General features: G+C 63.0%; 24 protein-coding genes. 2 read left to right on the top strand and 22 right to left on the bottom strand.

The annotated features are described in order from the left end of the window. Positions 1-69: 69 nt before the first annotated feature. The 7 genes from glyS to rpsP are packed head-to-tail and all read right to left on the bottom strand — an operon-like array spanning position 70 to position 5,756. The gene (gene glyS, locus COLINT_RS01915; protein WP_006722637.1) at positions 70-2,160 is read right to left on the bottom strand and encodes a glycine--tRNA ligase subunit beta; all 2,091 of its coding nucleotides are present in this window, start codon (positions 2,158-2,160) and stop codon (positions 70-72) included. Further along, complete coding sequence (locus tag COLINT_RS01910) at positions 2,161-3,078, bottom strand: glycine--tRNA ligase subunit alpha (protein ID WP_039910254.1); 918 nt, start codon at positions 3,076-3,078, stop codon at positions 2,161-2,163. Between the two features lie 51 nt (positions 3,079-3,129). Beyond that, positions 3,130-3,762 (bottom strand): signal peptidase I, encoded by a 633-nt coding sequence (gene lepB, locus COLINT_RS01905; protein WP_006722635.1) that lies wholly within the window; start codon positions 3,760-3,762, stop codon positions 3,130-3,132. Continuing rightward, positions 3,755-4,546, bottom strand: coding sequence for a tRNA (guanosine(37)-N1)-methyltransferase TrmD (gene trmD / locus COLINT_RS01900; protein WP_006722634.1), 792 nt, complete (start codon positions 4,544-4,546; stop codon positions 3,755-3,757). Before trmD ends, lepB begins: the two co-directional genes overlap by 8 nt. Positions 4,547-4,564: 18 nt before the next feature. Then, positions 4,565-5,080 carry a ribosome maturation factor RimM gene (locus tag COLINT_RS01895; protein WP_006722633.1) on the bottom strand — a complete coding sequence of 172 codons (516 nt, stop codon included), beginning with the start codon at positions 5,078-5,080 and terminating at the stop codon, positions 4,565-4,567. 4 nt (positions 5,081-5,084) lie between these two features. Further along, entirely contained in the window at positions 5,085-5,396 is a 312-nt protein-coding gene (locus COLINT_RS01890) for a KH domain-containing protein (RefSeq protein ID WP_006722632.1), read from the bottom strand. 3 nt (positions 5,397-5,399) lie between these two features. Next, complete coding sequence (gene rpsP, locus COLINT_RS01885; RefSeq protein WP_006722631.1) at positions 5,400-5,756, bottom strand: 30S ribosomal protein S16; 357 nt, start codon at positions 5,754-5,756, stop codon at positions 5,400-5,402. A gap of 194 nt (positions 5,757-5,950) precedes the next feature. Between rpsP and dinB the strand changes: the two genes are divergently transcribed. Then, positions 5,951-7,249 (top strand): DNA polymerase IV, encoded by a 1,299-nt coding sequence (gene dinB / locus COLINT_RS01880; RefSeq protein WP_006722629.1) that lies wholly within the window; start codon positions 5,951-5,953, stop codon positions 7,247-7,249. A 176-nt stretch (positions 7,250-7,425) separates the two neighbouring features. After that, the gene (locus COLINT_RS01875) at positions 7,426-8,250 is read left to right on the top strand and encodes a glycosyltransferase family 8 protein (protein WP_006722627.1); all 825 of its coding nucleotides are present in this window, start codon (positions 7,426-7,428) and stop codon (positions 8,248-8,250) included. 92 nt (positions 8,251-8,342) lie between these two features. On the opposite strand, the gene rsfS is transcribed toward COLINT_RS01875, so the two are convergent. From rsfS to COLINT_RS01800, 15 genes are all read right to left on the bottom strand, one after another. Continuing rightward, positions 8,343-8,798, bottom strand: coding sequence for a ribosome silencing factor (gene rsfS, locus COLINT_RS01870; RefSeq protein ID WP_006722626.1), 456 nt, complete (start codon positions 8,796-8,798; stop codon positions 8,343-8,345). Between the two features lie 22 nt (positions 8,799-8,820). Then, positions 8,821-9,423, bottom strand: coding sequence for a bis(5'-nucleosyl)-tetraphosphatase (symmetrical) YqeK (gene yqeK, locus COLINT_RS01865; protein WP_006722625.1), 603 nt, complete (start codon positions 9,421-9,423; stop codon positions 8,821-8,823). Between the two features lie 4 nt (positions 9,424-9,427). Then, entirely contained in the window at positions 9,428-10,087 is a 660-nt protein-coding gene (gene nadD / locus COLINT_RS01860) for a nicotinate-nucleotide adenylyltransferase (RefSeq protein ID WP_006722624.1), read from the bottom strand. After that, positions 10,074-11,576, bottom strand: coding sequence for a GTPase ObgE (obgE, locus tag COLINT_RS01855; RefSeq protein WP_006722623.1), 1,503 nt, complete (start codon positions 11,574-11,576; stop codon positions 10,074-10,076). The genes nadD and obgE overlap by 14 nt, the downstream gene beginning before the upstream one ends. A 174-nt stretch (positions 11,577-11,750) precedes the next feature. Continuing rightward, entirely contained in the window at positions 11,751-12,005 is a 255-nt protein-coding gene (rpmA, locus tag COLINT_RS01850) for a 50S ribosomal protein L27 (RefSeq protein ID WP_006722622.1), read from the bottom strand. A gap of 38 nt (positions 12,006-12,043) precedes the next feature. Beyond that, complete coding sequence (gene rplU, locus COLINT_RS01845) at positions 12,044-12,409, bottom strand: 50S ribosomal protein L21 (RefSeq protein ID WP_039910251.1); 366 nt, start codon at positions 12,407-12,409, stop codon at positions 12,044-12,046. Between the two features lie 115 nt (positions 12,410-12,524). Continuing rightward, on the bottom strand, positions 12,525-13,346 hold the full coding sequence (locus tag COLINT_RS01840; RefSeq protein ID WP_006722619.1) for a TIGR03936 family radical SAM-associated protein: 822 nt from the start codon (positions 13,344-13,346) through the stop codon (positions 12,525-12,527). Then, on the bottom strand, positions 13,343-15,220 hold the full coding sequence (locus tag COLINT_RS01835) for a TIGR03960 family B12-binding radical SAM protein (RefSeq protein ID WP_006722618.1): 1,878 nt from the start codon (positions 15,218-15,220) through the stop codon (positions 13,343-13,345). Before COLINT_RS01835 ends, COLINT_RS01840 begins: the two co-directional genes overlap by 4 nt. 135 nt (positions 15,221-15,355) lie before the next feature. Next, on the bottom strand, positions 15,356-16,246 hold the full coding sequence (locus COLINT_RS01830; protein ID WP_006722617.1) for a hypothetical protein: 891 nt from the start codon (positions 16,244-16,246) through the stop codon (positions 15,356-15,358). A 56-nt stretch (positions 16,247-16,302) separates the two neighbouring features. Continuing rightward, positions 16,303-17,484: an FtsW/RodA/SpoVE family cell cycle protein gene (locus tag COLINT_RS01825; RefSeq protein WP_006722616.1), complete on the bottom strand. Its 1,182-nt coding sequence runs from the start codon at positions 17,482-17,484 to the stop codon at positions 16,303-16,305. Positions 17,485-17,493: 9 nt separating this feature from the next. Continuing rightward, positions 17,494-19,539 carry a penicillin-binding protein 2 gene (gene mrdA / locus COLINT_RS01820; protein WP_006722615.1) on the bottom strand — a complete coding sequence of 682 codons (2,046 nt, stop codon included), beginning with the start codon at positions 19,537-19,539 and terminating at the stop codon, positions 17,494-17,496. 9 nt (positions 19,540-19,548) lie between these two features. Then, positions 19,549-20,112: a rod shape-determining protein MreD gene (gene mreD, locus COLINT_RS01815; protein ID WP_006722614.1), complete on the bottom strand. Its 564-nt coding sequence runs from the start codon at positions 20,110-20,112 to the stop codon at positions 19,549-19,551. Between the two features lie 10 nt (positions 20,113-20,122). Further along, positions 20,123-21,103 (bottom strand): rod shape-determining protein MreC, encoded by a 981-nt coding sequence (gene mreC, locus COLINT_RS01810; RefSeq protein WP_267878530.1) that lies wholly within the window; start codon positions 21,101-21,103, stop codon positions 20,123-20,125. Between the two features lie 15 nt (positions 21,104-21,118). Next, positions 21,119-22,150 carry a rod shape-determining protein gene (mreB, locus tag COLINT_RS01805; protein WP_006722612.1) on the bottom strand — a complete coding sequence of 344 codons (1,032 nt, stop codon included), beginning with the start codon at positions 22,148-22,150 and terminating at the stop codon, positions 21,119-21,121. Between the two features lie 119 nt (positions 22,151-22,269). Beyond that, positions 22,270-23,688 (bottom strand): tetratricopeptide repeat protein, encoded by a 1,419-nt coding sequence (locus COLINT_RS01800; protein ID WP_006722611.1) that lies wholly within the window; start codon positions 23,686-23,688, stop codon positions 22,270-22,272. Positions 23,689-23,700: the final 12 nt, after the last annotated feature.

The raw sequence follows: 23,700 nt of genomic DNA, 5'->3' as shown, positions 1-23,700 counted from the left end.
GCCACGCCAGTATGAAAAGAGGGCCCTCGCGGACCCTCCAATCAAGCTATGAACGCTGCGAAGCAGGCGCTACTTGCGAGCCATCTCGCCGATGTTGGCAATGCCGGCAAACACGTCCTCGAAGCGGTTGAGCAGGCGGAGCCTGTTCTCGCGAACGGCCATGTCCTCGTCCATGACCATGACGTCGTCGAAGAACGCGTCGATGGGACCGCGCAGGGCCGCAAGGGCGGCGATGACGGCCTTGAAATCGCGAGCGTCAAGCGCCGAGGCAACCTCATCGCGCGCGGCATCGGTCGCGTACAGCAGGGCAAGCTCGGCGTCGCCCATGAGGTTGCGGTCGGCCTCGATGCCGAGCTCCGCGTCGGCGAGGTGAGCGGCGCGCGCATAAGCGGTGGCGAGGTTGGTGAAGGCCTCGCGGTCGTTGGCGCGGGCCTCCTCGAGGGCATGCGCGAGCTCGAAGAAGTGCACGGGAACGGTGACGTCGCCGTCGGAAACGGCGGCCACGGTGTCGGCGGAAACCTTCTCATCGCGGGCCATCTGGGCCATGCGACCCTTGATGAACGCGCAGACGGATGCAGCCACGGCAGCCTTGTCGAACTCAAGGCCCTGCTCCAGGTAGCCCTCGAGCGCAGCATCGACGATAGCCTCATACCCGCACTTCAGACGCGTGCGGAGGATGTTGAGGACGCCGATGGCGGAACGGCGCAGCGCGAAGGGATCCTTGGAGCCGGTGGGAGGCTCGTCGATGGCGAACATGCCCGCGATGGTGTCGAGCTTGTCGGCAACGGCAACGATGCAACCGGCGATGCCCTCGGGCAGATCGTCGCCGGCAAAGCGGGGACGATAATGATCGCGAATGGCGGCGGCAACCTCGGGCTCCTCGCCCGCTGCGGTGGCATAGTAGCCACCCATCACGCCCTGCTGGCTGGTGAACTCGACGACCGCAGAGGACACGAGGTCGGCCTTGGCCAGGTGGGCGGCACGCTGAGCGCTGGACGCCGCGTGGGCACCGAGATGGGCCTCGCGAGCGATGGCGAGGGCCAGGTCCTCCATGCGGTCGGACTTCTGAAGCACGGTGCCGAGCTTCTGCTGGAAGCCAACGGAGGCCAAGCGCTCACGGAACACCTCGAGGTCGACCTTGAGGTCCTCATCGTAGAAGAACTTGGCGTCGTAGAGGCGCGCGCGGACGACGCGCTCATTGCCGTCGATCACGGTGGCGTTGGCCTTGGGGTCACCGTTGGAGACAACGACGAACGCACGGGTCAGATTGCCCTCCGCGTCATACGTCGGGAAGTAACGCTGGTTGGACAGCATGGACTCGCAGATGATCTCGGACGGGACGTTCAGGAACTCCTCGTCGAAGTGGCCCACGAGAACCGTCGGCCACTCACAGAGATTGACGACCTCGTCGAACACCTTCGCAGGAGTATCAACGCGCACGCCGAGCTCGGATTCGACCTTGGCGATACCCTCGCGGATGACCTGCTCGCGACGCTCGGCGGACAGGACATGGGCGGACTCGAGAACATCCTCGTAGGCATCCGTGCTGGCGACGAGGTGCTCACCGGGGGAAAGCACGCGATGACCGCGCGTGGTGTTGCCGCTCACAACGTCGGCAAAGGAGACCGGGACGACCTCCTCACCGAAGAGGCAGCAGATCCAACGAACCGGGCGGACGAAGGTGGCATGCTCGCTGCCCCAACGCTGGCTACGGTAGTTCGGCCACTGGATGGACGGGATGAGACCCTCGCACACGCGCGTCAGGATGGGAAGCGCGGGCTCCGAGGGGGTGTTCTGCTCAGCGAAGACGTACTCGGTGCCATCGGCGTCCTCGCGACGGACCAATTCACGAGCGGTGAGACCGTTTTTGCGGGCAAAGCCCTCGGCGGCCTTGGTGGGATTGCCCTCAGCGTCGAAGGCGATCTTGGCGGAGGGACCGCGCAGGACGGAGTGGATCTCCTCCGTCGCCTCGGCGACGTCGCTCACGAGCACGGCCAGGCGGCGCGGCGAAGAGATGACGCGAATCGCGCCGTGGGCGAGCCCGGCCTCGTCGAGACCCTTGCCCATCAGGGATTCAAGCTGCTTGACGGCATTGTTGAGCGGGGCGGAGGGCATCTCCTCGACACCGAGCTCGAACAGGAAATCACGGGTGTTCGCCACTTAGGCCACCTCCCCCTTCTCAACGCTGTCGGACGCGGCCGCATCACCGGCGACCTCAGCCAAATAGGACTCGCAGCACGCCTTAGCGAGCGTGCGGACGCGCAGGATGTACGCCGCGCGCCCTGTGGCGGAAATGGCGCCGCGGGCATCCAGGATATTGAAGCTGTGGCTGCACTTCATGACGCAGTCATAGGCGGGCAGTGGGAGCTTGGCCTCGAGGCATGCATGGCATTCGGCCTCGAAATCATCGAACTTCTGGCGCATCATATCGACGTTGGCAACCTCGAAGTTGTAGGCGGAGAACTCACGCTCGTTCTCGAGGAAGACCTCACCGTAGGTCATGGGCGTGCCGTCGGGCAGATAGCTCCAGACCAGGTCGTAGACGCTCGTGACGCCCTGAGCGTACATTGCGATGCGCTCGAGGCCATAGGTGATCTCGACGGGAACCGGATCGCACTCGATGCCGCCGACCTGCTGGAAGTAGGTGAACTGGGTGACCTCCATGCCGTCCAGCCAAACCTCCCAACCGAGGCCCCAGGCACCGAGCGTCGGGCTCTCCCAGTCGTCCTCGACGAAGCGGACGTCGTGCTCAGCAGGATCGAGGCCGATGGCGGTCAGAGAGTCCAGGTACAGCTCCTGGGAGTTCTCGGGGCTCGGCTTAATGAGCACCTGGAACTGGTAATAGTGCTGCATGCGATTGGGATTCTCGCCATAGCGGCCATCGGCGGGACGGCGGCAGGGCTGCGGATAGCACGTGCGCCACGGCTTCTTGCCGAGGCTGCGAAGCAACGTGGCGGTGTGGAACGTACCGGCACCCACCTCGGAATCGTAGGGCTGCATAACGGTGCAGCCATGGCCGGCCCAATACTCCTCGAGCTTGAGAATCATCTCTTGGAAGGTCATTGCGTTCGGATTCATCCTGCGGCGCTCCCCCTCATTCGTACGGTCAAACAAGCTTATATTCTAGCGTTACATCGAGCCGATCCGCGAGAACGGCCAATATCGGAAAAAGACGGTCCCCACGACGTTGTCCGTGGGAACGGCCCCGAAGTACCTGGAATCGGAGGAGTTCTCACGGTTGTCCCCCATCATCCACAGCGAACCTTCTGGAACGACATACGGGTAGTCGATCGAAACCCCCGGAGCCTGCATGGGTAGCGGGTAGCTCTCGCCAACGACATAGGGCTCCTTCAAGGCGACCCCGTCGACATATACCTGCCCGTCGATCATGTCGATCGTCTGGCCGGCACGAGCCACGACACGCTTCACCAAAATCTCGTGGCTGGAATCGGAGATGGGATTCTTGAACACGACGATATCGCCGACCTCGGGCGTATCACCGAGATGCGCGCTGACGCGTTGAGCGAAAACCTGATCGCCAACAAGAATGGTCGGTTCCATGGAGCCGCTCGGAACAACGAATGGCGAGACGACGAACACGCGAATCAGGGCGAAGACGGCGAAGGCGACAACAAAGACGCCGAGCCACTCGAGAAGCCCCTTCCACTTGGGCTCGCGATCAGGTCCATCCAGACGCTCGGACTCATTCGAAGGCGCAGATTGGGCAGCAGTGCCGTCAAGGGCCTCGGAAATGTCACTCATCGATAGCCTCTCCATCAGATACGGCCTGATCATCACCGGACTGGAACTGCTCGATCAGATCGAGGGCGCGCCGACGCTCGTCGTCGGTCAGGCGCGCGGAGTCGATGAGATCGGGGCGCCAACAGCAGGTGCGCTCGATGGCGTTCCAACGGCGCCAGGCCGCGACTTTGGCATGGTCGCCCGAGAGCAGGACGTCCGGTACGGAAGATCCGTTGAAAGCGGCAGGCCTCGTGTACTGAGCGTATTCGAGCAACCCGCCATCATCGGAGGTCGAGAACGATTCGTCGACGCTGCCCATGTCGTTGCCGAGCGCACCGGGGATCAGGCGGATGATGGCGTCGGAGACCACGAGGGCGGGAAGTTCACCGCCGGTCAGAACGTAATCGCCAATCGAAAGGCGCTCGTCCGCGAGGTCATAGGCGCGCTCATCCATGCCCTCGTAACGTCCGCAGACGAACAGGATGCGATCGCATGCAGAGAGACGTTCGGCGACCTCTTGCGTGAAGGGCTCGCCGCACGGGGTGAAAAACACAACGCGGGGCGGACACTCCCCCCTCGACGAGATATCGCAAATCGCCTCATGAAGGGGCTCGACCTTCATGAGCATGCCGGCGCCGCCACCAAAGGGCGCATCGTCCACGGTGCGATGGCGATCATGCGTCCAATCGCGCAAATCGTACGCGGCAAAATCGAACAAGCCGCGCGCACGGGCGCGGCCCATGATCGAAGTGGACATATAGGGTTCGAAAAGCTCGGGAAAGACCGAGAGGGTCTCGATGAGCATGAGCACTCCTCTCAGCGTTTAGAGATCGAGCAGACCGTCCATGATGTGGACGGTGATGGCCCCCTCTTCGGGCAGCTCGACGATGACCTCGTCGATAACGGGCATGAGGACCTCCCCGTGCGAGGAACCGTCCAGCACCCAGACATCGTTCGCAGGGGTCTCCATGACTTCGACGATAGAGCCCAAATCACCAAAACGCTCGTCGACGACAGAGCGCCCCAGCAGGTCACCAACGGCCGAATCGAGACGACCGAGCTCGAAGTCATCGCAGGATGCGAGGACATAGCAACCCGTCAAGCTCTCGGCGTCATCGAGATTGTGAGCGCAGGAGAAGCGCACGCGGGCGCCCTCGGGCGTGACGGAGAGGGACTCGACGGTCGAGGTGCGCTCCCGCTTGAGGGCGGGCGGAGTCAGATGCACTTGCATCGACTCGGTAAGCAAAAGGGGAAGGCCTCGCAGCGGAGCCACGAGAACCTCCCCTTTGGTGCCGTGCGGGCGAACCACACGGGCGATGTTCTTATAGGCGGCGCGCACGGGCCTAACCCAGGACCTCGACCTCGACGGAAGTGTCGAGACGAGCAGCGAGGGCACGGGCGAGCGTACGGATGGCCTTGATGGTGCGACCGTGGCGACCGATAACCTTGGCCACGTCGCCCTCGGCGACGGTGACCTCGATGGTCGACGAGTCGGCACCGTCGATCACCTCGAGCGAAACGCCGTCGGCATCGTCGACGATGCTGCAGACGAGATACTCAACGAGATCGGCGATACGGTCGGAGACGAGCTCCTCCGCCTCGGTGGCGTCGATGGCCTCATCAACGAGGGATTCCAAGAGCAGCTCCTCAGACACGTTTTACTCCTCGGAAGCCTCGGCAGCGGCAGCGGCCTCTTCCTCGGCCTTACGGGCGGCCTCCTCGGCCTCCTTGGCGAGCTGCTTCTTGGACTTCTTGGGGGCGGCGGCGGTCTTCTCGCCCTCGTTGGCGGCCTTCACCAGAGCGGCGACGGCGTCGGTGAGCTGAGCGCCCTTGGACTGCCAGTCGGCGATCTTCTCGAGATCGAGGGAGATGGTCTTGGGGGTGGTCATCGGGTTGTAACGACCGACCTCCTCGATGGGGCGACCATCGCGACGGGTGCGGGAATCGGCGACGACGACGCGGTAGTACGGGCGCTTCTTGGAACCATGACGAGCGAGGCGAATCTTGACAGCCATGCAAACTCCTTCTTTTGCGCAGCGATTGCTGCATTCCTAACCAGGACAATTACCGTGCCAAACGACTCGACGGGAAGCGTTTGAGACCGGCTTCATTTGGAAAGTCGCAAGCAAATCCATATCTTATCTGAGATTTGCGCGATTGCAAGCATGTTCATGCAGCGTACATCGGCAATTGTCGATATACTGACAGCATGAACACAAGCGAACATACATACGGTCTCGCCCCAGAGCTCTTCGGCTCGTGGAACGGCCCTGCAATCGGGCTGATGGATCTCGATGCGTTCTTTGCGAGCGTCGAGCAGCTCGATCATCCGGAATGGCGCGGAAAGCCCGTGATCGTGGGCGGTTCGCCCGAAAAACGCGGCGTCGTCTCCACATGCTCATATGAGGCGCGAGTCTACGGTGTTCGCTCGGCCATGTCGTCCGCCCAGGCCAAACGCCTGTGCCCCGAGGCCATCTGGACACCCGGCCACTTCGATCGCTATCGCGAGATGAGCGCCCGCGTCATGGCCATTCTCGCAGATGAGACCCCATTCGTCGACCGCGTATCCATAGACGAGGCGTTCTTCGACATCAGCCCCGGCAGGTTTTGCGACGAACATCCCATCCAGATAGCACAGCGCATCAGCCGCCGTGTCTCAGAACTGGGCATCACCTGCTCGATCGGGTTGGGCCGCAACAAGACCGTCGCAAAGATCGCCAGCGAGCGGGACAAGCCCCGCGGGCTCACCATCGTGACGCCTGGAACCGAGCACGGATTTCTCGCGCCGCTGCCCGTCCGCGCCATGAGCGGCATCGGCGCCGCCGCCGAAAGCGCGCTTGCGCGCGTGGGGATACGGACACTCGGGCAGCTTGCAGAAGCGTCCGACGGCCTCCTCTCCCCCATCTTCGGCATCAACACCGAACTCGTGCGCCGAAGGGCCGCGGGGCTCGAGGTCAGCGAAGTTCGGGCTATCGATGCGCCCGACGACGTCAAATCCATCAGCAACGAGCGGACCTTCGCGCACGACCTCACCGACCCCAGCGACGTCAAAGCGGCGATACAGCTGCTCTCTGAATCGGTGGGTGCCAGGCTCCGCCGGCGTGGACTGGCGGGACGAACCGTCACGCTCAAGCTTAAGTATTCCTTTGGCGAAGGTAGGACGATCCAACGCAAGCTCGCGCACGCCACCGACGATGAGAACGTATTCGGAGCGGTTGCACGCGATCTGCTCGCCTCGATTTGGACCGAGGGCATGCATATCCGCCTCGCCGGCGTGGGTGTGAGCGATTTTGGGCCCGACCCCCATGGGATTCAGACTGACCTCTTTTGCGCTGTCGATGAACGGGGCGCCATGGCGAGCGACAAGCGCGACCTCGCCGTCACGCTCGACGCCCTCCGCGAGCGCTTTGGCAACGATGCCGTGGCCTTTGGGCGAAGCACCCGTTTTGGCGGCGACCTCGTCGACCCCGCGAAATTCCTCACGCAACATGCACCCGAAGATGTGTAATTGGGGACGGGTGCAAATTACACATCGGCGATTTCACACGTCACAAGGACGTCCATCCAAAGTGACGAGCAATTTTTACCTGCACCCGATTACGCATCGAGCTGCGGGTACAAGAGAGGACGTGGCTCGCAAGTAGCCTGCGGCCCCAACATGCATTGACCCCGTTAAGGAGACCCATGACGCAGCGCACCCCCGAAATCGTCGTTACCTGTGACGAGGGGTATCTCGGCCCGCTCCGCACCATGCTGCTGTCGCTGCGTGCAAATAACCGAGCTGAAAACATCCGAGTCTGGATCCTTCACCGCGGCATCCCGCAGGTAGCGCTCGAATCTCTTGCGGGTTTTTGCGGGCGTATCAAGATAGAGCTGGCGCCCCGCATGGTGGACCAGGCGCTCTTCGCGCATGCGCGCTCAAGCGAGCGATACCCGCAGGAGATGTACTACCGCATGCTGGCACCGCATGTCATCGACGCCGACATAGACCGTGCCCTGTATCTCGATCCCGACATCCTCATCATCAATCCGCTCGCACCGCTCTTCGGCATCGAGCTGGGCGACTGCGTATTCGCCGCCGCATCCCATACTGATGCGGTCCATCCGGCAACGGCCCTCAACAACGTGCGCCTCAACACAAACGAGCTCTACTTCAACACCGGCGTGATCCTCATGGACATGAGGCGTGCGAAAGCACTCATCGACCCCGACGAGATCTTTGCTTTTGCCATGGAGCACGAGCGAAAACTGCTCTTCCCCGACCAGGACATCTTCAACGCCCTGTATGGCAAGTGCACATTGCCCGTCCCTGACCAGGTGTGGAATTACGACGCGCGAAAATACCCCGACAACATCATCCGCACCGGCGGCGAGGCAACGCTCGATTGGGTTATGAACAACACTGCAATCCTGCACTTCTGCGGCCGAGATAAACCGTGGGCGCCGAAGTACCGCGGCCAATTCGCAGCGTTGTACAAACACTACGCCACGCTCGCCCGCCGGATATAGCGAGCGAAGAGCAGAATACACTGCGGATATGAGAAAGGGCAGGCACTATAGCCTGCCCTTTTGCGTAAACCCCGTGTGGCGATACGCCGAAATTAGAGCTCGATGACGGGAGCATCGCCCCAGAGCTTCTCGAGGCGGTAGTACTCGCGCGCCTCAGGGGTGAAGGAGTGGACGACGACCGAACCGTAGTCCATGAGGATCCAATTGCGCTCCTCGCGGCCCTCAATCGAGAACGGATGCTCGCCGAATGCCTTCGCGACCTTCTCCTCGACCTCGTCGACGATAGCGTCGACCATGCGCGTGTTGCTGCCGGTGGCAAGCACAAAGTAGTCGCAGACATCGGAGAGCTCGGTGAGATCGATGATGCAAATGTCCTCGGCACCCTTGAACGAGGCCGCGTCGGCGGCGGCGCGAGCCACCTCGATGGCGGGAACGCCGGACGTGGAAGGGGAAGCGGCGCTGCGCTCGACGGAGGCGTTGCCCTCGGCGGTATGAGCGCCCAGGCCGGAGGCGTAGTCGAGAAGCTGATCGTCGGTCATGTCAGTCATGGAAAACCTTTCCTGTGATCGGTTAGCGCGTTCGCTTTGCTGCGTACGCATTATAGATGTCGATTGCGGTCGGGTACAGATAGCGTCCACCCGAAATCACATAAACGAGACCCTGCGCGAACGTTTGGAAAAACAGCTCTTCCAGGGAAGACTCCCCCACCATGGCGCGCAGGCGCTCGGCGTAGTCGCCGTGACGGCCGGGCTCGATCGCATCGGCGACGAACACGACCATGTCGAGCGGCGTCATGTCGACCGCTCCGACCGTGTGCCTTGCGACCGCCTGGCACACGGAAGCGTCGATGCCCTCGAAAATATGCGGCAGCTCATAAGAGGCAACAGGACCGTGCAGCAACCCCACGGCGGCGGAGGGGGAACCGGCGACGCGAACGCCGTACTGAGCCGCTCTCACGAGCAGCTCGTGATCGTCCAAAACCTTGTCCCAATCGTGCAAAAGCCCCGCAAGGGCAGCCGAAAAGCAGTCCACGTCGTACGCCTGGGCTATCTCGTAAGCCGTCTTGGCAACGCCCAGGGAGTGCTGGTAGCGGCGGGGCTTCTCGACCATGCGCACCTCGAGCTTGGCGCGAACGGCCTCGAGCTCGGCGATCTGTTCATCTGAAAGCGTCATGTGCTCATTCTCCCGTGACGTACAAGTCGTTCTTCTGGATATAACCCATCACCGACTCACTCGTGAGATAGCGTGCGCTCTTGCCGTCGCGCACGAGCTCGCGAATGTTGGACGAGCTGATGGCCAGAGCCGGAATCTCGATATAGCGAACATCGAAATCTATGCCAGAGGCGGCAATGCGGGCCTTGGCCGTCTCGATATCGTACCCGGGTCGGGTCGCGGCGATCAGGGTCGCAAGCGATGCGAGGCGCTCGGCGTCATGCCAGGCAAGGATATCCATGATCGCGTCTGCCCCTGTGATGAAGTAGAGCTCGACGTTATCGGGATAGCGCGAGCGCAACTCGCCGAGGGTATCGACTGTATAGGTGACGCCGGGGCGATCGATCTCGAAGCGGCTAGCGTAGAACGCCGCGTTCGCGGCGGTGGCCAACACCGTCATGGCGTAGCGATCCTCGGGGTCGCTCACGTGCTTGTCCTGCTTGAACGCGGGCGAACCGGCGGGCATGAACAGCACCAGATCAAGATCGAGCGCCTCGCGTGCCTGCTCGGCGGTGACCAAGTGGCCGTAGTGAATCGGGTCGAACGTTCCGCCCATGATACCCAGGCGGTACGTGCGCTCAAGGTCGTCGCCGAGCGGGGGCAGCAGTCGATCACGCGAGGACATCGGGGTCCTCCTCACCGACCTCGGGCTGAGAATCCTCGGTGGCGAGCTCTTCATCGTCGACATCGAACTCGATGAACTCGACGTCGTCCTCATAATCCCCATCGTCGTCGATGCCCTCGAAATCGAAGGCGTAGCCGAGAATGCGGACCTCATCGCCATTCTTGCAGCCGGCCTTGATGAGGGCGTCGTCCACGCCCATGCGGGCCATGCGGTGCTGCAGATAGATGATGGCCTCTTCGTTCTCCCAGTCGGTCTGGACGACCATGCGCTCGAGATTGGTGCCGGTGACGCGCCAAGCGCCCGGCTCCTCCTGGAGTACACGGAAGCGCTTGTCGCGAGCCTTGCGGGCGCGCTCCCACTTCTCCTCGTCGAAGGCGGGGGCGGCTGCCTGCTCCTCGGCGATGGCGCGGCGCAGCTCGCTCACGCGCTCACCGCAGGCGAGCATGAGCGTCTGAAGGCCGGCGCCGGTAAGCGCGGAAACGGCGAAGAATTCGTGACCGTCCTCGAGGGCGGCCATCTTGAGAGCCTGGACGCGATCGGCCACGCCGGAGGCATCGCACTTGTTGGCGACGACGATCTGCGGACGATCGGCAAGGTCGGATGCATAGCGGCGGAGCTCATCGTTGATGATGCGGTAATCCTCGAGGGGATCGCGGCCCTCATAGCTGCCCGTGATATCGACAACGTGCAGGATCAGAGCCGTGCGCTCGACATGACGCAGGAACTGATGGCCCAGGCCCTTGCCCTCGGCCGCGCCCTCAATGAGACCCGGAACGTCGGCAACGACATAGGAATACTCGCCGGCGCGCACCATGCCGAGATTGGGCACGAGCGTGGTGAACGGGTAGTCAGCAATCTTGGGGCGGGCGGCGCTCATGCGGGCGATGAGCGAGGACTTACCGACGCTCGGGAAACCCACGAGGGCTGCATCGGCCATGAGCTTCATCTCAAGCTCGATCCAGTGCTCGATGGCGGGCTCGCCCTTTTGAGCGAACGCCGGAGCACGACGCGTGGAAGTCACGAAGTGCGGGTTGCCCAAACCACCGGTGCCACCGGGGGCCACCACGACGCGCTCCCCGTCGTGCGTGAGGTCGGCCAGATCGTAGGCGGGCTCCATCGTCGTGGGATCGAGTTCGCGGATGACGGTGCCCATAGGCACCTTGAGGATAAGGTCCTTGCCGTCGGCGCCGTCTTTGCGCGAGCCCTTGCCGTGCGTGCCAGCCTCGGCGCGGAAATGATGCTTGAATCGATAATCGATGAGCGACGAGAGTTGGGCGTCGGCCTGAATGACAACATCGCCGCCATGACCGCCGTCGCCGCCGTCGGGACCGCCCTTGGGAACGAAGGCCTCACGACGGAACGACATGCAGCCGGCGCCGCCGTCGCCGCCCTTGACGTTGATGCGGCAAATATCGGTGAACTGGGACACAGCCCCTCCTTGTATGTTGACAAGCCCTATGTGTAAAAGGGACGGGTGCAAATTGCACATCCACGGCGATGCGCGCGACGCGCATTCGCAGTAAACATGCAACTAGCTTACCAAATGCCCCTGTGCAAAATGAGATGTGTCGTGTGCACCCGACCCCTTTTACACACAAGGAGACCCTCCGGGCTAATCGCTCAGAGGGTCTCCCAAAAGATGCAAATGCAAAAAGGGTGAGGACTACGCCTCGACGGGGTACACGTTCACACGGTGCTTGAGGCCCTTGGTGAACTTGACCTTACCCTCGACGAGCGCGAAGAGGGTGTCGTCCTTGCCACGGCCGACGTTCTCGCCGGGGTGGATGTGGGTGCCGTTCTGGCGGACGAGAACCTCGCCGGCCTTCACGGTCTGACCGTCAAAACGCTTGGTGCCCAGACGCTGGCCGCGGGAGTCGCGACCATTGCGGGAGGAACCGAGACCTTTTTTGTGTGCCATGTCAGGTACCTGCTCTCTAACTAACTACAAATGGTCGACTACTCGGCGACGGGAGCCTCGGGCTCCTCGACCTTGGTGGTCTTCTTGGCGCGGGAAGTGGCCTGGACCTTGGTGATCTTCAGCTTGGTGAGCTGCTGACGGTGGCCCTTGAGGCGGTGATAGCGCTTGCGCTTGTGGAACTTGTAGACGAGCTGCTTCTCGCCCTTGAACTGCTCCAGGATCTCAGCAGTGACCTTAGCCTTGGCGAGCTTGGCAGGATCCGTGACGATCTTCTTGCCGTCGTTCAGGAAGATAACCTCGAGCTCGACCTTGGAACCGGCCTCGCCCTCGATCTTCTCAACGGTGATGACGTCATCGGTGGCGACTTTATACTGCTTGCCGCCCGTAGAAACGATTGCGTACATGTTCTTGCCCTTCATGCATCAGTTGTGCAACAGTCGGATATGGTATCAGGTGGATTATGGCGCGTCAACGGATATATTCAACGTTTTCCCTGCATATTCACAGGTTCGACAAAGCCTATCGCACGGAACGCGCGAGAAGGCTCCCCTCAGGTGCCTCGAGCTCACGGCCCAATGGCTCGATGATAGTCGAAGCATCCACGCAAATGCTTTGGGAAATACGCTCAACATTATATCTATCGAACACCGTGAGCTGCTGGATTCCCGTAGACACGATCTGCTCGTCCACACCGGGATCGAGCCCTCGCAAGGCCTGGTCGAAGGCGGCCACGATGATCTCGGGGCGAAGCGAGCCCTCGTTGTCGCAACGGGTGCACAATTCGATTCTGACGCAACCGTCGGTCAGAACTTCGTGGCTCTCGGCCTTGAGCAAGCGCTGCACATCGAGGGTTTTGGTCTTCTTGCCGCGATGGAACGGGATCTGCGCGCCCTGATCGTACCAGCCGAAGACAATCTGAGAAAGCGCCTCGTCGGTAACGTCGAACTCGGGCCTGACGAAGACCTCAAGCAGGTATCGCACCTCATTAATCTCGGCGGTGAGCGCCGGGCGACGGAGCTCAACGTAGGCAGCGTCGATAGGACGCAGGTCAACGGGAGCGGCGGCCTGCAGCCGCGCAAGCGCGTCCTCGGCAGGGATGAGCTCCGTCAGATACACGTCGAAATACTCCGCCGTGGAAGACGTCCCCACTGGCAGTGCCGAGGTGTAGGCGATACGCATATGCGGAGAGAAGCCCTGCGTGACCGCATAGGGCAACTTCGCACGGCGCACAACCTGCTCGACCGTGTGAATCAGCTCGAGGTGGCCCAGGTACTTGAGGCGCCCCAACTTGGGATAGGCCACGCGGAGGCGGAAGAGCGTGGGTTCGGATGCGTTCGTCATGCGCGCTCACCTACCAAGACGTTGTCGGCTTTCAGGGTCGGGCACACGCCGCAGCCTGTGCAGGACTCGCGCGTGCAGTCGGGCGTGGTGACGCCCTCGAGGGATCGACGGTACTCGCGCAGGAGGAACCCGCGGGACACGCCCGGGCTCACATGCTCCCAGGGCAGACGCCAATCGAGCTCAAAGGACTCCTGGGCGAGCGCCCTCAAGTCCATGCCGAGCTCCGCGGCCGCCTCTTCCCAGCGACTGAGCTCGAACTGCTCGGTCCAGGCGTCGAAGCGCTGGCCGCGCCTCCAGGCGCCCTCGATGAGAGGTGCGATGTCGCGGCCGCCGCGGCTCATGACCGCCTCAACGAGCGAAGTGGCGGCATCGTGGCAGTGGATGCGCACGGCGCGATTCTTCACCGAATGGAAGAGCAGCTGCTGACGGCGCTTGACCTCGGCGTCGTCGAGCTGCGGGCACCACTGGAACGGGGTATGCGCCTTGGGGATGAACACCGACACCGAGATGGAGACGGAGATACCGCCGCGCTGCTCCTTCGGAACGACCTCGCGCGCGATCTCGAGCGTATGGTCGGCGAGCTGGGCGATAGCGACGATGTCCTCATCGGTCTCCCCCGGCAGACCCATCATGAAGTACAGCTTGACGCGACGCCAACCGGCCTCGAACGCGGCGCGCGTGGCACGCTCGAGGTCCTCCTCGGTCACGTTCTTGTTGATGATGTCGCGCATGCGCTGGCTGCCGGCCTCGGGCGCAAAGGTGAGGCCGCCCTTCTTCTCCCCCGCCACGGCGGCCGCCATGTCCACGCCAAAGGAGTCGAGGCGCTGAGACGGAACGGAGATGGAGATGCCGGTGTCGCCCAGTCGCTTGTTGAGGCGATTGAGCATCTCGGCGCATTTGGAGTGATCGGTGGTGGAGAGCGAGTTGAGCGAGACCTCGTCATAACCCATGTGGGCAAGACCACCTGTGACGGCGGAGACCACCTGGTCGGCGGAGCGCTCGCGCACCGGGCGGTACGTCATGCCCGCCTGGCAGAAGCGGCACCCACGGGCGCAGCCGCGCAGCACCTCGACGCAGAGACGGTCCTGGACGATCTGCATGTAGGGAACGACGGCCTGCGGGACCGGGTTGGTGGCGCCAAAGTCCTTCACCACGCGCTTGTAAACCACGGGCCGCACGTCCTCGCCATCGCGCGGGACCGTGTAGCCGTGCGGCGAGCAGGGCTCATCGTGGCGCACCTCATAGAGGGACGGCACGTAAACGCCGCCGATCTTCGAAAGCTCGCGGAGCATCTCGGCACGGGACGCACCGGCGTCGCGCAGTTCGCGATGGCGCTGGCAGAACTCGACGATCTGTTCCTCGCCCTCGCCGATCATCATGCAATCGAAGAACGGCGCGAGCGGCTCGGGGTTGTAGACGGAAGGGCCGCCGCAGATGACGATGGGGTCGTCCTCACCGCGATCGGCCGCATGAAGCGGGATGCCGGCAAGGTCGAGACCCTCGAGGTAGTTGGTGCACGCCATCTCATGCGGCACGTGGAAGCCCACGACGTCGAAGGACGCGATGGGAGCAGCGCCCTCGAGCGAAAGCAGCGGGATTCCGGCGGCGCGCATCTCATCGGCCATGTCGACCCACGGGATGTAGCCGCGCTCGCAGGAAAGACCAGGGGCCTCGTTGAGATTGCGATAGAGAATGGCGATGCCCTGGTTGGGCAGGCCCACCTCGTATACGTCGGGGTAGATCAGCACGCAGCGGTGCTCAGCCTCGGGCTTGTACAGCGCTCCCCACTCATGGTCGATGTAGCGCGTAGGCTTTTCGACGCGGGCGAGCAACGGTTCAAGCTCATGGAAGCGGTTCTCATAGGGAACTCGCATGAATCCTCCTTATCGGGGGCTTAACGGAGATAAAAGTCACGGGTGTCGGGAATGATAGCGCATCGTCGCGACACGGGCGAACGGGGGCGCACCGCACAGGCGGCAGCGGCGGGCCAAAAACCGCGGCAAACCGGCCTACGCGACCGCCTGCGGCGCAGGGGCGAGCAGGGTCTTCGCACGCGAATACGCCCCGCGGAAAAAGTCGTTCAGAGGACCGTAGTCGATATCGCGCTCGTAATAGGCGCTGAGGCAGCACCCCATGCCGAACGTACCGGCACCCGCGACAAGCGCCTTGAAGACCACACCCGGGCGCCCGATACGACGCGCCACCGCACGCGCCCCGGCGCGCAGGGCGATCGCACCGGCGAGCACCATGGCGGCCTCGTACGCGCGCTCGACCCGCATGGGTTTGCCGAACACGCCCGCGAGCTTGAGCATCATCCCGAGCTGCGTCATGGTCATAACGGGAAAATCGGCGCCCGGCATGAAGAACAGCGCGCCGGTGGCAAGGTTGGCCATGGTCGCCGACCGCACCACCCGCATGGCGGCCGCGATGCGCATGAAGGCGAAGTTCGCGGCAAAGGCGGTGTCTTTGTCGGTCCGATCCAAGATCCAGCGCGCAAGCGAGGAGAGCAGGTGCGTCGCATCGCTCGCGGCGATAAGGCCGAGCATCGCCGTATCCTGCTGGATAAAGGGCACCTCCACACTTGATTCGCAAAGAATGACGGTCGGGACGCCCGCGATCACGATCTGCTGGACGCGATCTTGCAACAGCGGGCTGCCCGAGCTCACAACCAGGGCGACGTCGGTGTCGGCCTTGACGGAAAACATAGGGGCATCAAGACGCGCAACTCGCACGAGCCCCGAGGTCGTCTGCGGCACCAGGGCGTCGCGCAGGCACGAAACGATATGGGAGGGCGCGCCGGCGTCAAGGTAGACCGCCACGCGTACCGGCGCATCAACATCGCCCTGAACGCTCGCACCCATCTTGACGGCGTCAACGACAGAATCAACGGGAATCCTCATGTCACTCCTCAAAACGCTCAGACCAATACGGACGTATCCGCACGACCCAGACGGGTCTATACGGACTTGTTACCCACTCGCCAGATCGACTGGACGATACCGACGGCCGCGCATTGCATGAGCATCGACGATGAACCGAAGCTGATGAAGGGCAGCGGAATACCAGTGATGGGCATGAGGCCGATGCACATGCCGACCTCCTCGAGCAGCTGGAAGGTCCACATGCCCACGATGCCAACGCATGCGAGCTGCAAGAACAGGGAGTCGGATCGATGCGCCACGCGAATGGTGGAAAAGATCAGGAAGGCGAACAGGCCGAGCAGCACGAGCGCGCCGACGAAACCGAACTCCTCGGACAGCAGGGCGAACACGAAGTCGGTATGGGCCTCGGGCAAAAAGCCAGCGCCGGCCTGCGATGCGTTGCCCACGCCCTTGCCGAAGAAGCCGCCCGAGCCCACGGCAATCATGGACTGCAGCAAGTTATAGCCGGCACCCGAGGTATCAGACTCGGGGTCGATGAAGACGAGCAGGCGGTTCATCTGGTACTGCTTGAGCAGGACATCGCGCCCCAGCATGCCGTCGAGGACCGAGTCGAGGGCGAGCATGATCGAGACGAGGCCGATGATGAGAGCCACGGTGCACAGCACCCATTCCTTCCGGGGCCCGCTCATCATGATGATGGCGGCACCGGCAAAGAAGATCACCAGGCCGCTGCCCAAGTCGCCTGCGACCACGGCCGCACCGAAGGGAACCATGAGCATCGCGCAGAACTTGACGTACTCCCTCACCGAATCGATGCGACCGTTGTACTGCGCACCGAGCGAGGCCACAAAGAAGATCGTGATGAGCTTGGCAAGCTCGACCGGCTGGAAGGTGAGTCCGATAAGCGGGATCTTGATCCATCCGGTCATGCCTTTGGCGTTGTAAGAGAGGCCGGGGATATAGGGACTGAACAGAACGATCAAATCGATGACGAGCAGGACGGTCGTCATGCCGGCAAGGCCTGAGAAATCAGACCTCCAGCACAGGAACGCCAAGAACAGACCGAGGCCGATGCCGACGAGCTGGCGGGTGAACGAGGCCTCGGCGATGGTGAGCGACGCGGTCCAAATCACAAAGGCGCCGTAGGCAAGCAGGAGCACCCAGGCGATGAGCACGGGCACGCTGACCTTCTGCCGCAAGCCAGCCCTGTTGGCGCCCATCTTCTTGTTCACGCGCGAAAGCGTATCTTGAGCCATGTTCCTCACCTACCTCGAGGTATCTCCACCGACGTACTCAAGCGAGTCGGGGCAATCGTAAATGGCGCCGAGGACGTGACGAACCGCCGGCATAGAGCACGTTCCGCCAAAACCGCCCTGCTCCAACAACGTGACCACCACGTATTTGGGGTCGTCATAAGGAGCGTAGGCGATGAACCAGCCGTACAAATCCTCCCCCACCTTCTCGCCCGTGCCGGACTTGCCGGCTACCTGGACGGGCAGGTTTTTGAAGTGCTCGGCGAGGGCGGGGGACTCCTCGTAGATCATCGAGTGGAGTCCCGCATGGACGACGCCCATCTGGGAGTCCTGGTTCTTGAGCTCGACCGTCAGACGTTTCTTCGGCTCGAAGGTATAGGCATCGCCTTGGCCGTCGCGGGCCACGACCGAATGCAGGACATGAGGCGTGTACTCGACGCCGTTCATGGCGATACCGGCATATGCCGTCGCCATCTGGATGGGCGTCACGAGGATGTCACCCTGGCCGATGGCGATGTTGGTCATATCACCGGCATTCCATGCACGCTCCTCGGCCGACCAATCCTTGAAGTAACTCTCTTTCCATTCGGCATCCGGAACGCGACCCACGCCCTCGGCAGGCAGATCGACGCCCGTCTTGGAGCCCAAGCCCCAGCGACGGAACATCTCCTGCAGGCCCTCGGTGTCGTGGTCGGCGTAGAAGAAGTTCTTGCCCAGATCGTAGAAGACCGCGTCGCAGGAGTCCCTGATGCCATCCTGCAGGCCGCGGACGCCGTGGCCCTTGTGCAGCCAGCACCACTTGCCGCTTCCCTCGCCCAGGCCGGTCCACCAGCCCCTGCAATCGGATCGGGTCTCGGCAGTGTACACGCCGTATTCCATGCCAGCGAAGGAACTCAGGGGCTTGATGGTGGATGCGGACATGTACTGGCCACCAACGACGCGGTTGACCAGTGGGCGTCCGCCCTTGTCATCGTTGAGCTCGGACCAGATATCGGAGGAGATGCCGCCGACGAAGACGGACGGATCGAACGACGGGAAGCTCGCCATGCCGAGGACATCGCCATTGGTGCAGTCGAGGCAGACACAGGCGCCCGCACCCCCCGGATACCCGGTGCGCTCGGCGGTCTCCTGGCTGATCTTGAGACCTTCCTCGCACGCCTGCTGGATCTTCACGTCAATCGTGAGCTTGATGTCGCTACCGGGCTCGGCGGGCACGGCGCCGGCTTGGGCCGTCACGTTGCCACTCGCGTCGACCTTGACGGTCTGCTCGCCACGAATGCCCTGTAGAAGGTTCTCGTAGTAGTATTCGACGCCTGCCTGACCCACGATGTCACCATGCTGGTAGACGATCGAGCCAGAATTGGCCTTCTCATCTTTTTGAGCGTCGAGCTGCTCCTGGGTGACCGTGCCGGTATATCCAACGACGTGGCACGCGAGCGTGCCGTAGGGATAAGCGCGTTCGGTACGCTCGGCAATGTAGACGCCGGGGAACAGGTCGATGTGCTCTTGGATGTAGGCGACGGTGGAGCGCCTCACATCGGTGGCAACGGTATGAGGGCTTTGCGGGCCCTCGGTGTTGTTCTGGATGTTGCGCAAGACGGCCATATAGGGCATGCCGAGCACGTTGGCGAGATGCCGAACCGTGACCGGATCATCCGCAAGGTCGCGGTACGCCGTGATGGCAAGCGAAGGACGGTTATCGACAATGGCCACGCCATTGCGGTCGAGAATGCGGCCGCGCGGCGCGGGAGTGGTCACCGTACGCGTCTGATTCTTCTCGGCGAGTGCATCGTAATGGTCCGACGAGACCATCTGCATGCTCCAGAGCTTGGCGATGATAGCGGCGAACACCGCGCCGACTCCGGCGGTGAGGAGCTTGAAGCGCCCGTTGGACTTGACGCCCTGGGTGGAACCCTCCCCCTCGGAGGCGCGCGGACGCGTGCCGTTCTGGGTGTCGAAGGTGAACTTACCCGAGTACCCCTTGAGGAACAGCAGCGAGCCAATGATGGCGACGAGCAGAATGACGCCGGCTATGATAACGATGAGCTGGGCATCCATGGACGCGACCTATTTCAAGCCCTTGAAGCGCGAACCGCGCCCGTAGCCAAAACCGCGCGAGGAAAACCCGCGCTGGGCCGCAGGCGAACCTGCCATGAGCAGGAACGGGATGCTCGCAAGCACGTCGAGCACCGTCGAAGCGAGGCCATGGACGCCAATGGCCACGAGCACGCTCGACTCGACACCGAGGCCGAGCATCGCGATCGAGTAGATGAGATTGACACCGAGGATAGCGGCGATCACGACGCGCAGCGTCTCCATGCCGACGCCGGAGGTCAGGCCGCGCGACATAAGGGCCACGCCGTATCCCACCAGGGCGAGCAACAGCGACATCAGTCCGACGGGACCCGTCGTGGTCAGGTCATACAGAAGGCCGGAAAAGAAGCCGACGTACACCATGGCGCGGGAATCGAGGGAAATGGCCAGAGACACCGTCAGCACGAGCATGAAATTGAACGCTCCACCAAAAAGGTGAATCTGCGGCGCGAGGGCCAGGTGCAGCAGGATGCACGCCACGACAATGCCCGAGAGACGACCGCGGGAGGGGCCTGAGTTTTTGAGTTCGAATCCCATGGACTACCTCCTATTCGCCGGCCGGGTCGTCCGCATCTGCGGCGCCGTCTGAATCAGTTGCATCGTCTTGCTGCTTGGCCGGACCGCCCTGCGGTGAGTTGTTGGCCGCGGCGACCTCATCATCGGAGGCGACCTGGTCATCCTCGAGCGAAGTAATGACGAGGACCTCCTCGTTGTTCTCGGCCGTGGAGGCGGGACGCACGACGATCGTGTAATACACCGCGTTCGCGGCACGGTTGATTGAGGCGACGGTACCGAGCGGCAGCCCCTTGGGGAACGAGCCGCCGATACCAGACGTGATGATAATGTCGCCGGCGGACACCTCGGCATCGGAGACAACGTACTCGAGGCGCAGGGTGCCATCGGCTTGCCCGCGGAGCATACCCTGAGCACGCGAACCCTGGACCATGGCCGAAATGCCGGACTGCTCGTCGCTCACGAGGCGCACGGTGGAAGTGGTGGCAGAGACCTCGATGATCTGACCAATGACGCCACCCGAGCTGCATACGGGCATGCCGACCTCAAAGCCGGCGTTGGCGCCCTTGTCGATGATGACAGCGTTGGACCAGGCATCGCCCGTGGACCCGATGATGCGGGCAGCGGTCGACTTCAGACTGTACGTGGACTGGAGCCCGACGAGCTTCTCAAGACGAGCGGCCGTTTCCTGAGCCTCGGAAAGCTCGGCGACCTTGGCGGTCAGGCGCTCGTTCTCCTTTTTGAGCTCCGACAACGTCTCGGAGGAGGCGCCGGCGTTGCCGATCGCGTTGCCGATTGCGTTGAACGGGGCCGCAACCGCACCGCCCAGCATGCGAACGGGAGACGTGATCGTCATCGCTGCGCCGCGCAGGGAGTGGATCATGCCGGTGTCCCCCTCACGTAGGTAAAACGTGAGGAGCAGCAGCGACACGAGGCATAAAACAATCAACGGGCGACCACCCGTTGATTGTCTTGAACTATGCAGATTGAAGGAATACTTGGGCTTACCCGGCACAGGCCGACCTTTCCGCTACGCGTTGCTCTGGACGAAACCGCCGTCGAAGGCGTTTGCCTCCAGGACGCGCGCGCAGCCGTTCACGACGTTGTCGAGCGCGGTGGGGCTCACGTTGACCGCAACGCCCGTCTCATCGCGCAGGCGGACGTCCAAACCGCGGAGCATGGCACCGCCGCCCGTGAGCAGGATGCCGTAGTACATGAGGTCGGAGGCAAGATCCGGCGGGGTCGCGTCGAGGGCGTCCTTGACGGCCTTGGTCATCTCATCCAGCGGCTTGTTGAGGGCGCGGCGGATCTCCTCGCTCTCGATGCGGACGGTCTTGGGCAGGCCCGTGATCACATCGCGGCCGTTGACCTCGACGTCGAGCTCGTCCTTGAGCGGGACGGCCGAACCGACCTTGATCTTGATGTCCTCGGCGGTGCGCTCGCCGATGGCGAGGTTGTAGGCATCGCGAACATGCTGGAGGATCGCCTGGTCGAACTCATCGCCGGCGATACGGATGGATTGGGAGACGACGATACCGCCCATGGCGATGACCGCGACCTCAGTGGTGCCGCCACCGATGTCGATGACCATGGAGCCCGTGGGCTCCTCAACGGGCAGGTCGGCGCCGATGGCGGCGGCCATGGGCTCCTCGATGAGGTAGGCCTGACGCGCACCGGCCTGGATGGTGGCCTCGAACACGGCGCGCTTCTCGACGGAGGTGACGCCGGAGGGCACGCACACGACGACGCGAGGGCGCGGGGTCCAGGGATAGCGCTTCTCACTCGCCTTGTCGATGAAGTAGCGCAGCATGGCCTCGGTCACATCGAAGTCAGCGATGACGCCGTCCTTGAGCGGGCGGACGGCGACGATGTTGCCGGGCGTGCGGCCGAGCATGCGTTTGGCCTCGATGCCGACAGCCAGGATGCGCTCGTCGTTCTTATCGATTGCGACGACGGAGGGTTCGCGGATGACGATGCCCTTGCCGCGCACGGAGACGAGGGTGTTGGCCGTACCGAGGTCGATCGCCAGGTCGCCGTCGTACTGACCGAAAAACATATCCATCAGAGAAAACAAGTCTGCTCCTACGTCAAACACACGGGGTTCACTGGGACAAGTGTAGCGTCCGCCCGTACGTCAAAGATAACGTGCGCGGAAAACGCATCACCCGTCCACTGAAACTACTACTGTGCGGCAGCCTCGCCGGCAGGCTCGGCAGTCGGGTCCTCCGCAGCGGGCGCATCGGCGGCAGCGGCGTCCTCAGCGGGAGCCTCGTCCGTGGCAGCATCGGCATCGGTGGGCTCGGCAGCGGACTCATCGGTACCAGCGGAGGCGTCGACGTCGCCGGAGACGTTGAAGTCGGAGGCGATCGAGCAAACGACCCAACCGAGACCCTCGCGGACGAAGTCGACCTCATACGTCATCTCGCCGCCCTGCTTGAGCGCGACCTTGACCGTAGCCTTGGACTCGCTCATGCCGGCATCCATGCCCTCGATGGTCGCGGTGGCGTCCTTGGGGATGGAGGCCACGATGACCGCACGCTGGCTATCGTCGAGGCCGGAGGCCAAGAACTCATCGGTTACGGCATCGGAGGAGGCAGCCTCAAACAGCTTGGTGAGTGTGTCCTGCTGCGTGGGGAAGCCGAATCCGCGGGTGTAGGCAAAGGCAAGGCCGCCGCCCGCAACAACCAGGATGAGGAGGATCGTGATGAAGATCTTGAGACCGAGGTGACGGTGCTTGCGGCGAACCTTGGCCTCGGCGCGATCCTGCTGGACCATCTCATGCTCGGAAAGCGTGAAGAATCCGGTGTCGGACGGATCGGGCATGAAGTTGCCGGACTGTCCGAGCGGATCGAGCGGGTCGACCGCGGTGTCGAAGGCGTCGGTCGCCGGCATCATGGCCGCGGAGGCGGACAGCGCATCATGCGCGCGATCGCGAGCAGCGGCCTGGTCGGCCGTGAGCTGATACACGCCGTCCGCGGTTGCGGCGGTGAAGGCGTCGAGCGCATCGCTGAAGCGGTTGGCGGCGGCGTACGCGCAGCCCAGACCGGCGTTGATAGCGCTCACATCATCGCGCGGACCGGCAAAATCGAGCGCGGTGCGGTACGACTCGATGGCATCCTCAGGACGCTGCAGGGCGACGAAGCAATCGCCGAGGCTCGCCAAGGCGCCAGCCGGGGCGGGGTTGGTCCCGTCGATAGCAGCCTGGCGGTAGGCCACACCGGCCTCCGTGAGGTTGCCGAGCTTCTCCAGAGCGCTGCCGAGGCCGAGGTAGGCCTTGTACGGGGTGGCGTAGCTGGCATCCTGGGTGGCAGCGGAGAAGGAGGAGACGGCCGAGGCCAGATCGCCGGCGGCGACGAGGGCCTTACCCTGGTTGGTGAGCAGCGCGCCCTTCTTGCCGTAGGCGTCGTCCTTCAACGCGACGGCATAAGCAGCCGCCGCCTCGGCGTAACGACCGAGGCGCATGAGCGAGTTGCCGCGGAGATGGTCGGCCTCGCCCCAGGGCTGGTCGCCCTCTTTGGCAGCGGAGAACAGCTGGGCCGCGGCGGCAAAGTCGCCGGTGCGGTAAGCGCTGCGGGCCTGTTCCAAAACTTGAGCGTTCACATGTACTCCTTA

The sequence above is a fragment of the Collinsella intestinalis DSM 13280 genome, assembly GCF_000156175.1.
GTDB classification, from domain to species: Bacteria; Actinomycetota; Coriobacteriia; order Coriobacteriales; family Coriobacteriaceae; genus Collinsella; species Collinsella intestinalis.
This window is presented reverse-complemented; position numbering and strand designations above follow the sequence as displayed.

What these genes read in the sequence shown, in the direction of transcription:
- COLINT_RS01910 (WP_039910254.1), bottom strand. Translation starts at nt 3,078, where the DNA reads ATGAATCCGAACGCAATGACCTTCCAAGAGATGATTCTCAAGCTCGAG.
- lepB (WP_006722635.1), bottom strand. Translation starts at nt 3,762, where the DNA reads ATGAGTGACATTTCCGAGGCCCTTGACGGCACTGCTGCCCAATCTGCG.
- trmD (WP_006722634.1), bottom strand. Translation starts at nt 4,546, where the DNA reads ATGCTCATCGAGACCCTCTCGGTCTTTCCCGAGCTTTTCGAACCCTAT.
- rpsP (WP_006722631.1), bottom strand. Translation starts at nt 5,756, where the DNA reads ATGGCTGTCAAGATTCGCCTCGCTCGTCATGGTTCCAAGAAGCGCCCG.
- dinB (WP_006722629.1), top strand. Translation starts at nt 5,951, where the DNA reads ATGAACACAAGCGAACATACATACGGTCTCGCCCCAGAGCTCTTCGGC.
- COLINT_RS01875 (WP_006722627.1), top strand. Translation starts at nt 7,426, where the DNA reads ATGACGCAGCGCACCCCCGAAATCGTCGTTACCTGTGACGAGGGGTAT.
- rsfS (WP_006722626.1), bottom strand. Translation starts at nt 8,798, where the DNA reads ATGACTGACATGACCGACGATCAGCTTCTCGACTACGCCTCCGGCCTG.
- yqeK (WP_006722625.1), bottom strand. Translation starts at nt 9,423, where the DNA reads ATGACGCTTTCAGATGAACAGATCGCCGAGCTCGAGGCCGTTCGCGCC.
- nadD (WP_006722624.1), bottom strand. Translation starts at nt 10,087, where the DNA reads ATGTCCTCGCGTGATCGACTGCTGCCCCCGCTCGGCGACGACCTTGAG.
- obgE (WP_006722623.1), bottom strand. Translation starts at nt 11,576, where the DNA reads ATGTGCAATTTGCACCCGTCCCTTTTACACATAGGGCTTGTCAACATA.
- rpmA (WP_006722622.1), bottom strand. Translation starts at nt 12,005, where the DNA reads ATGGCACACAAAAAAGGTCTCGGTTCCTCCCGCAATGGTCGCGACTCC.
- rplU (WP_039910251.1), bottom strand. Translation starts at nt 12,409, where the DNA reads ATGTACGCAATCGTTTCTACGGGCGGCAAGCAGTATAAAGTCGCCACC.
- COLINT_RS01840 (WP_006722619.1), bottom strand. Translation starts at nt 13,346, where the DNA reads ATGACGAACGCATCCGAACCCACGCTCTTCCGCCTCCGCGTGGCCTAT.
- COLINT_RS01835 (WP_006722618.1), bottom strand. Translation starts at nt 15,220, where the DNA reads ATGCGAGTTCCCTATGAGAACCGCTTCCATGAGCTTGAACCGTTGCTC.
- COLINT_RS01830 (WP_006722617.1), bottom strand. Translation starts at nt 16,246, where the DNA reads ATGAGGATTCCCGTTGATTCTGTCGTTGACGCCGTCAAGATGGGTGCG.
- COLINT_RS01825 (WP_006722616.1), bottom strand. Translation starts at nt 17,484, where the DNA reads ATGGCTCAAGATACGCTTTCGCGCGTGAACAAGAAGATGGGCGCCAAC.
- mrdA (WP_006722615.1), bottom strand. Translation starts at nt 19,539, where the DNA reads ATGGATGCCCAGCTCATCGTTATCATAGCCGGCGTCATTCTGCTCGTC.
- mreD (WP_006722614.1), bottom strand. Translation starts at nt 20,112, where the DNA reads ATGGGATTCGAACTCAAAAACTCAGGCCCCTCCCGCGGTCGTCTCTCG.
- mreB (WP_006722612.1), bottom strand. Translation starts at nt 22,150, where the DNA reads ATGGATATGTTTTTCGGTCAGTACGACGGCGACCTGGCGATCGACCTC.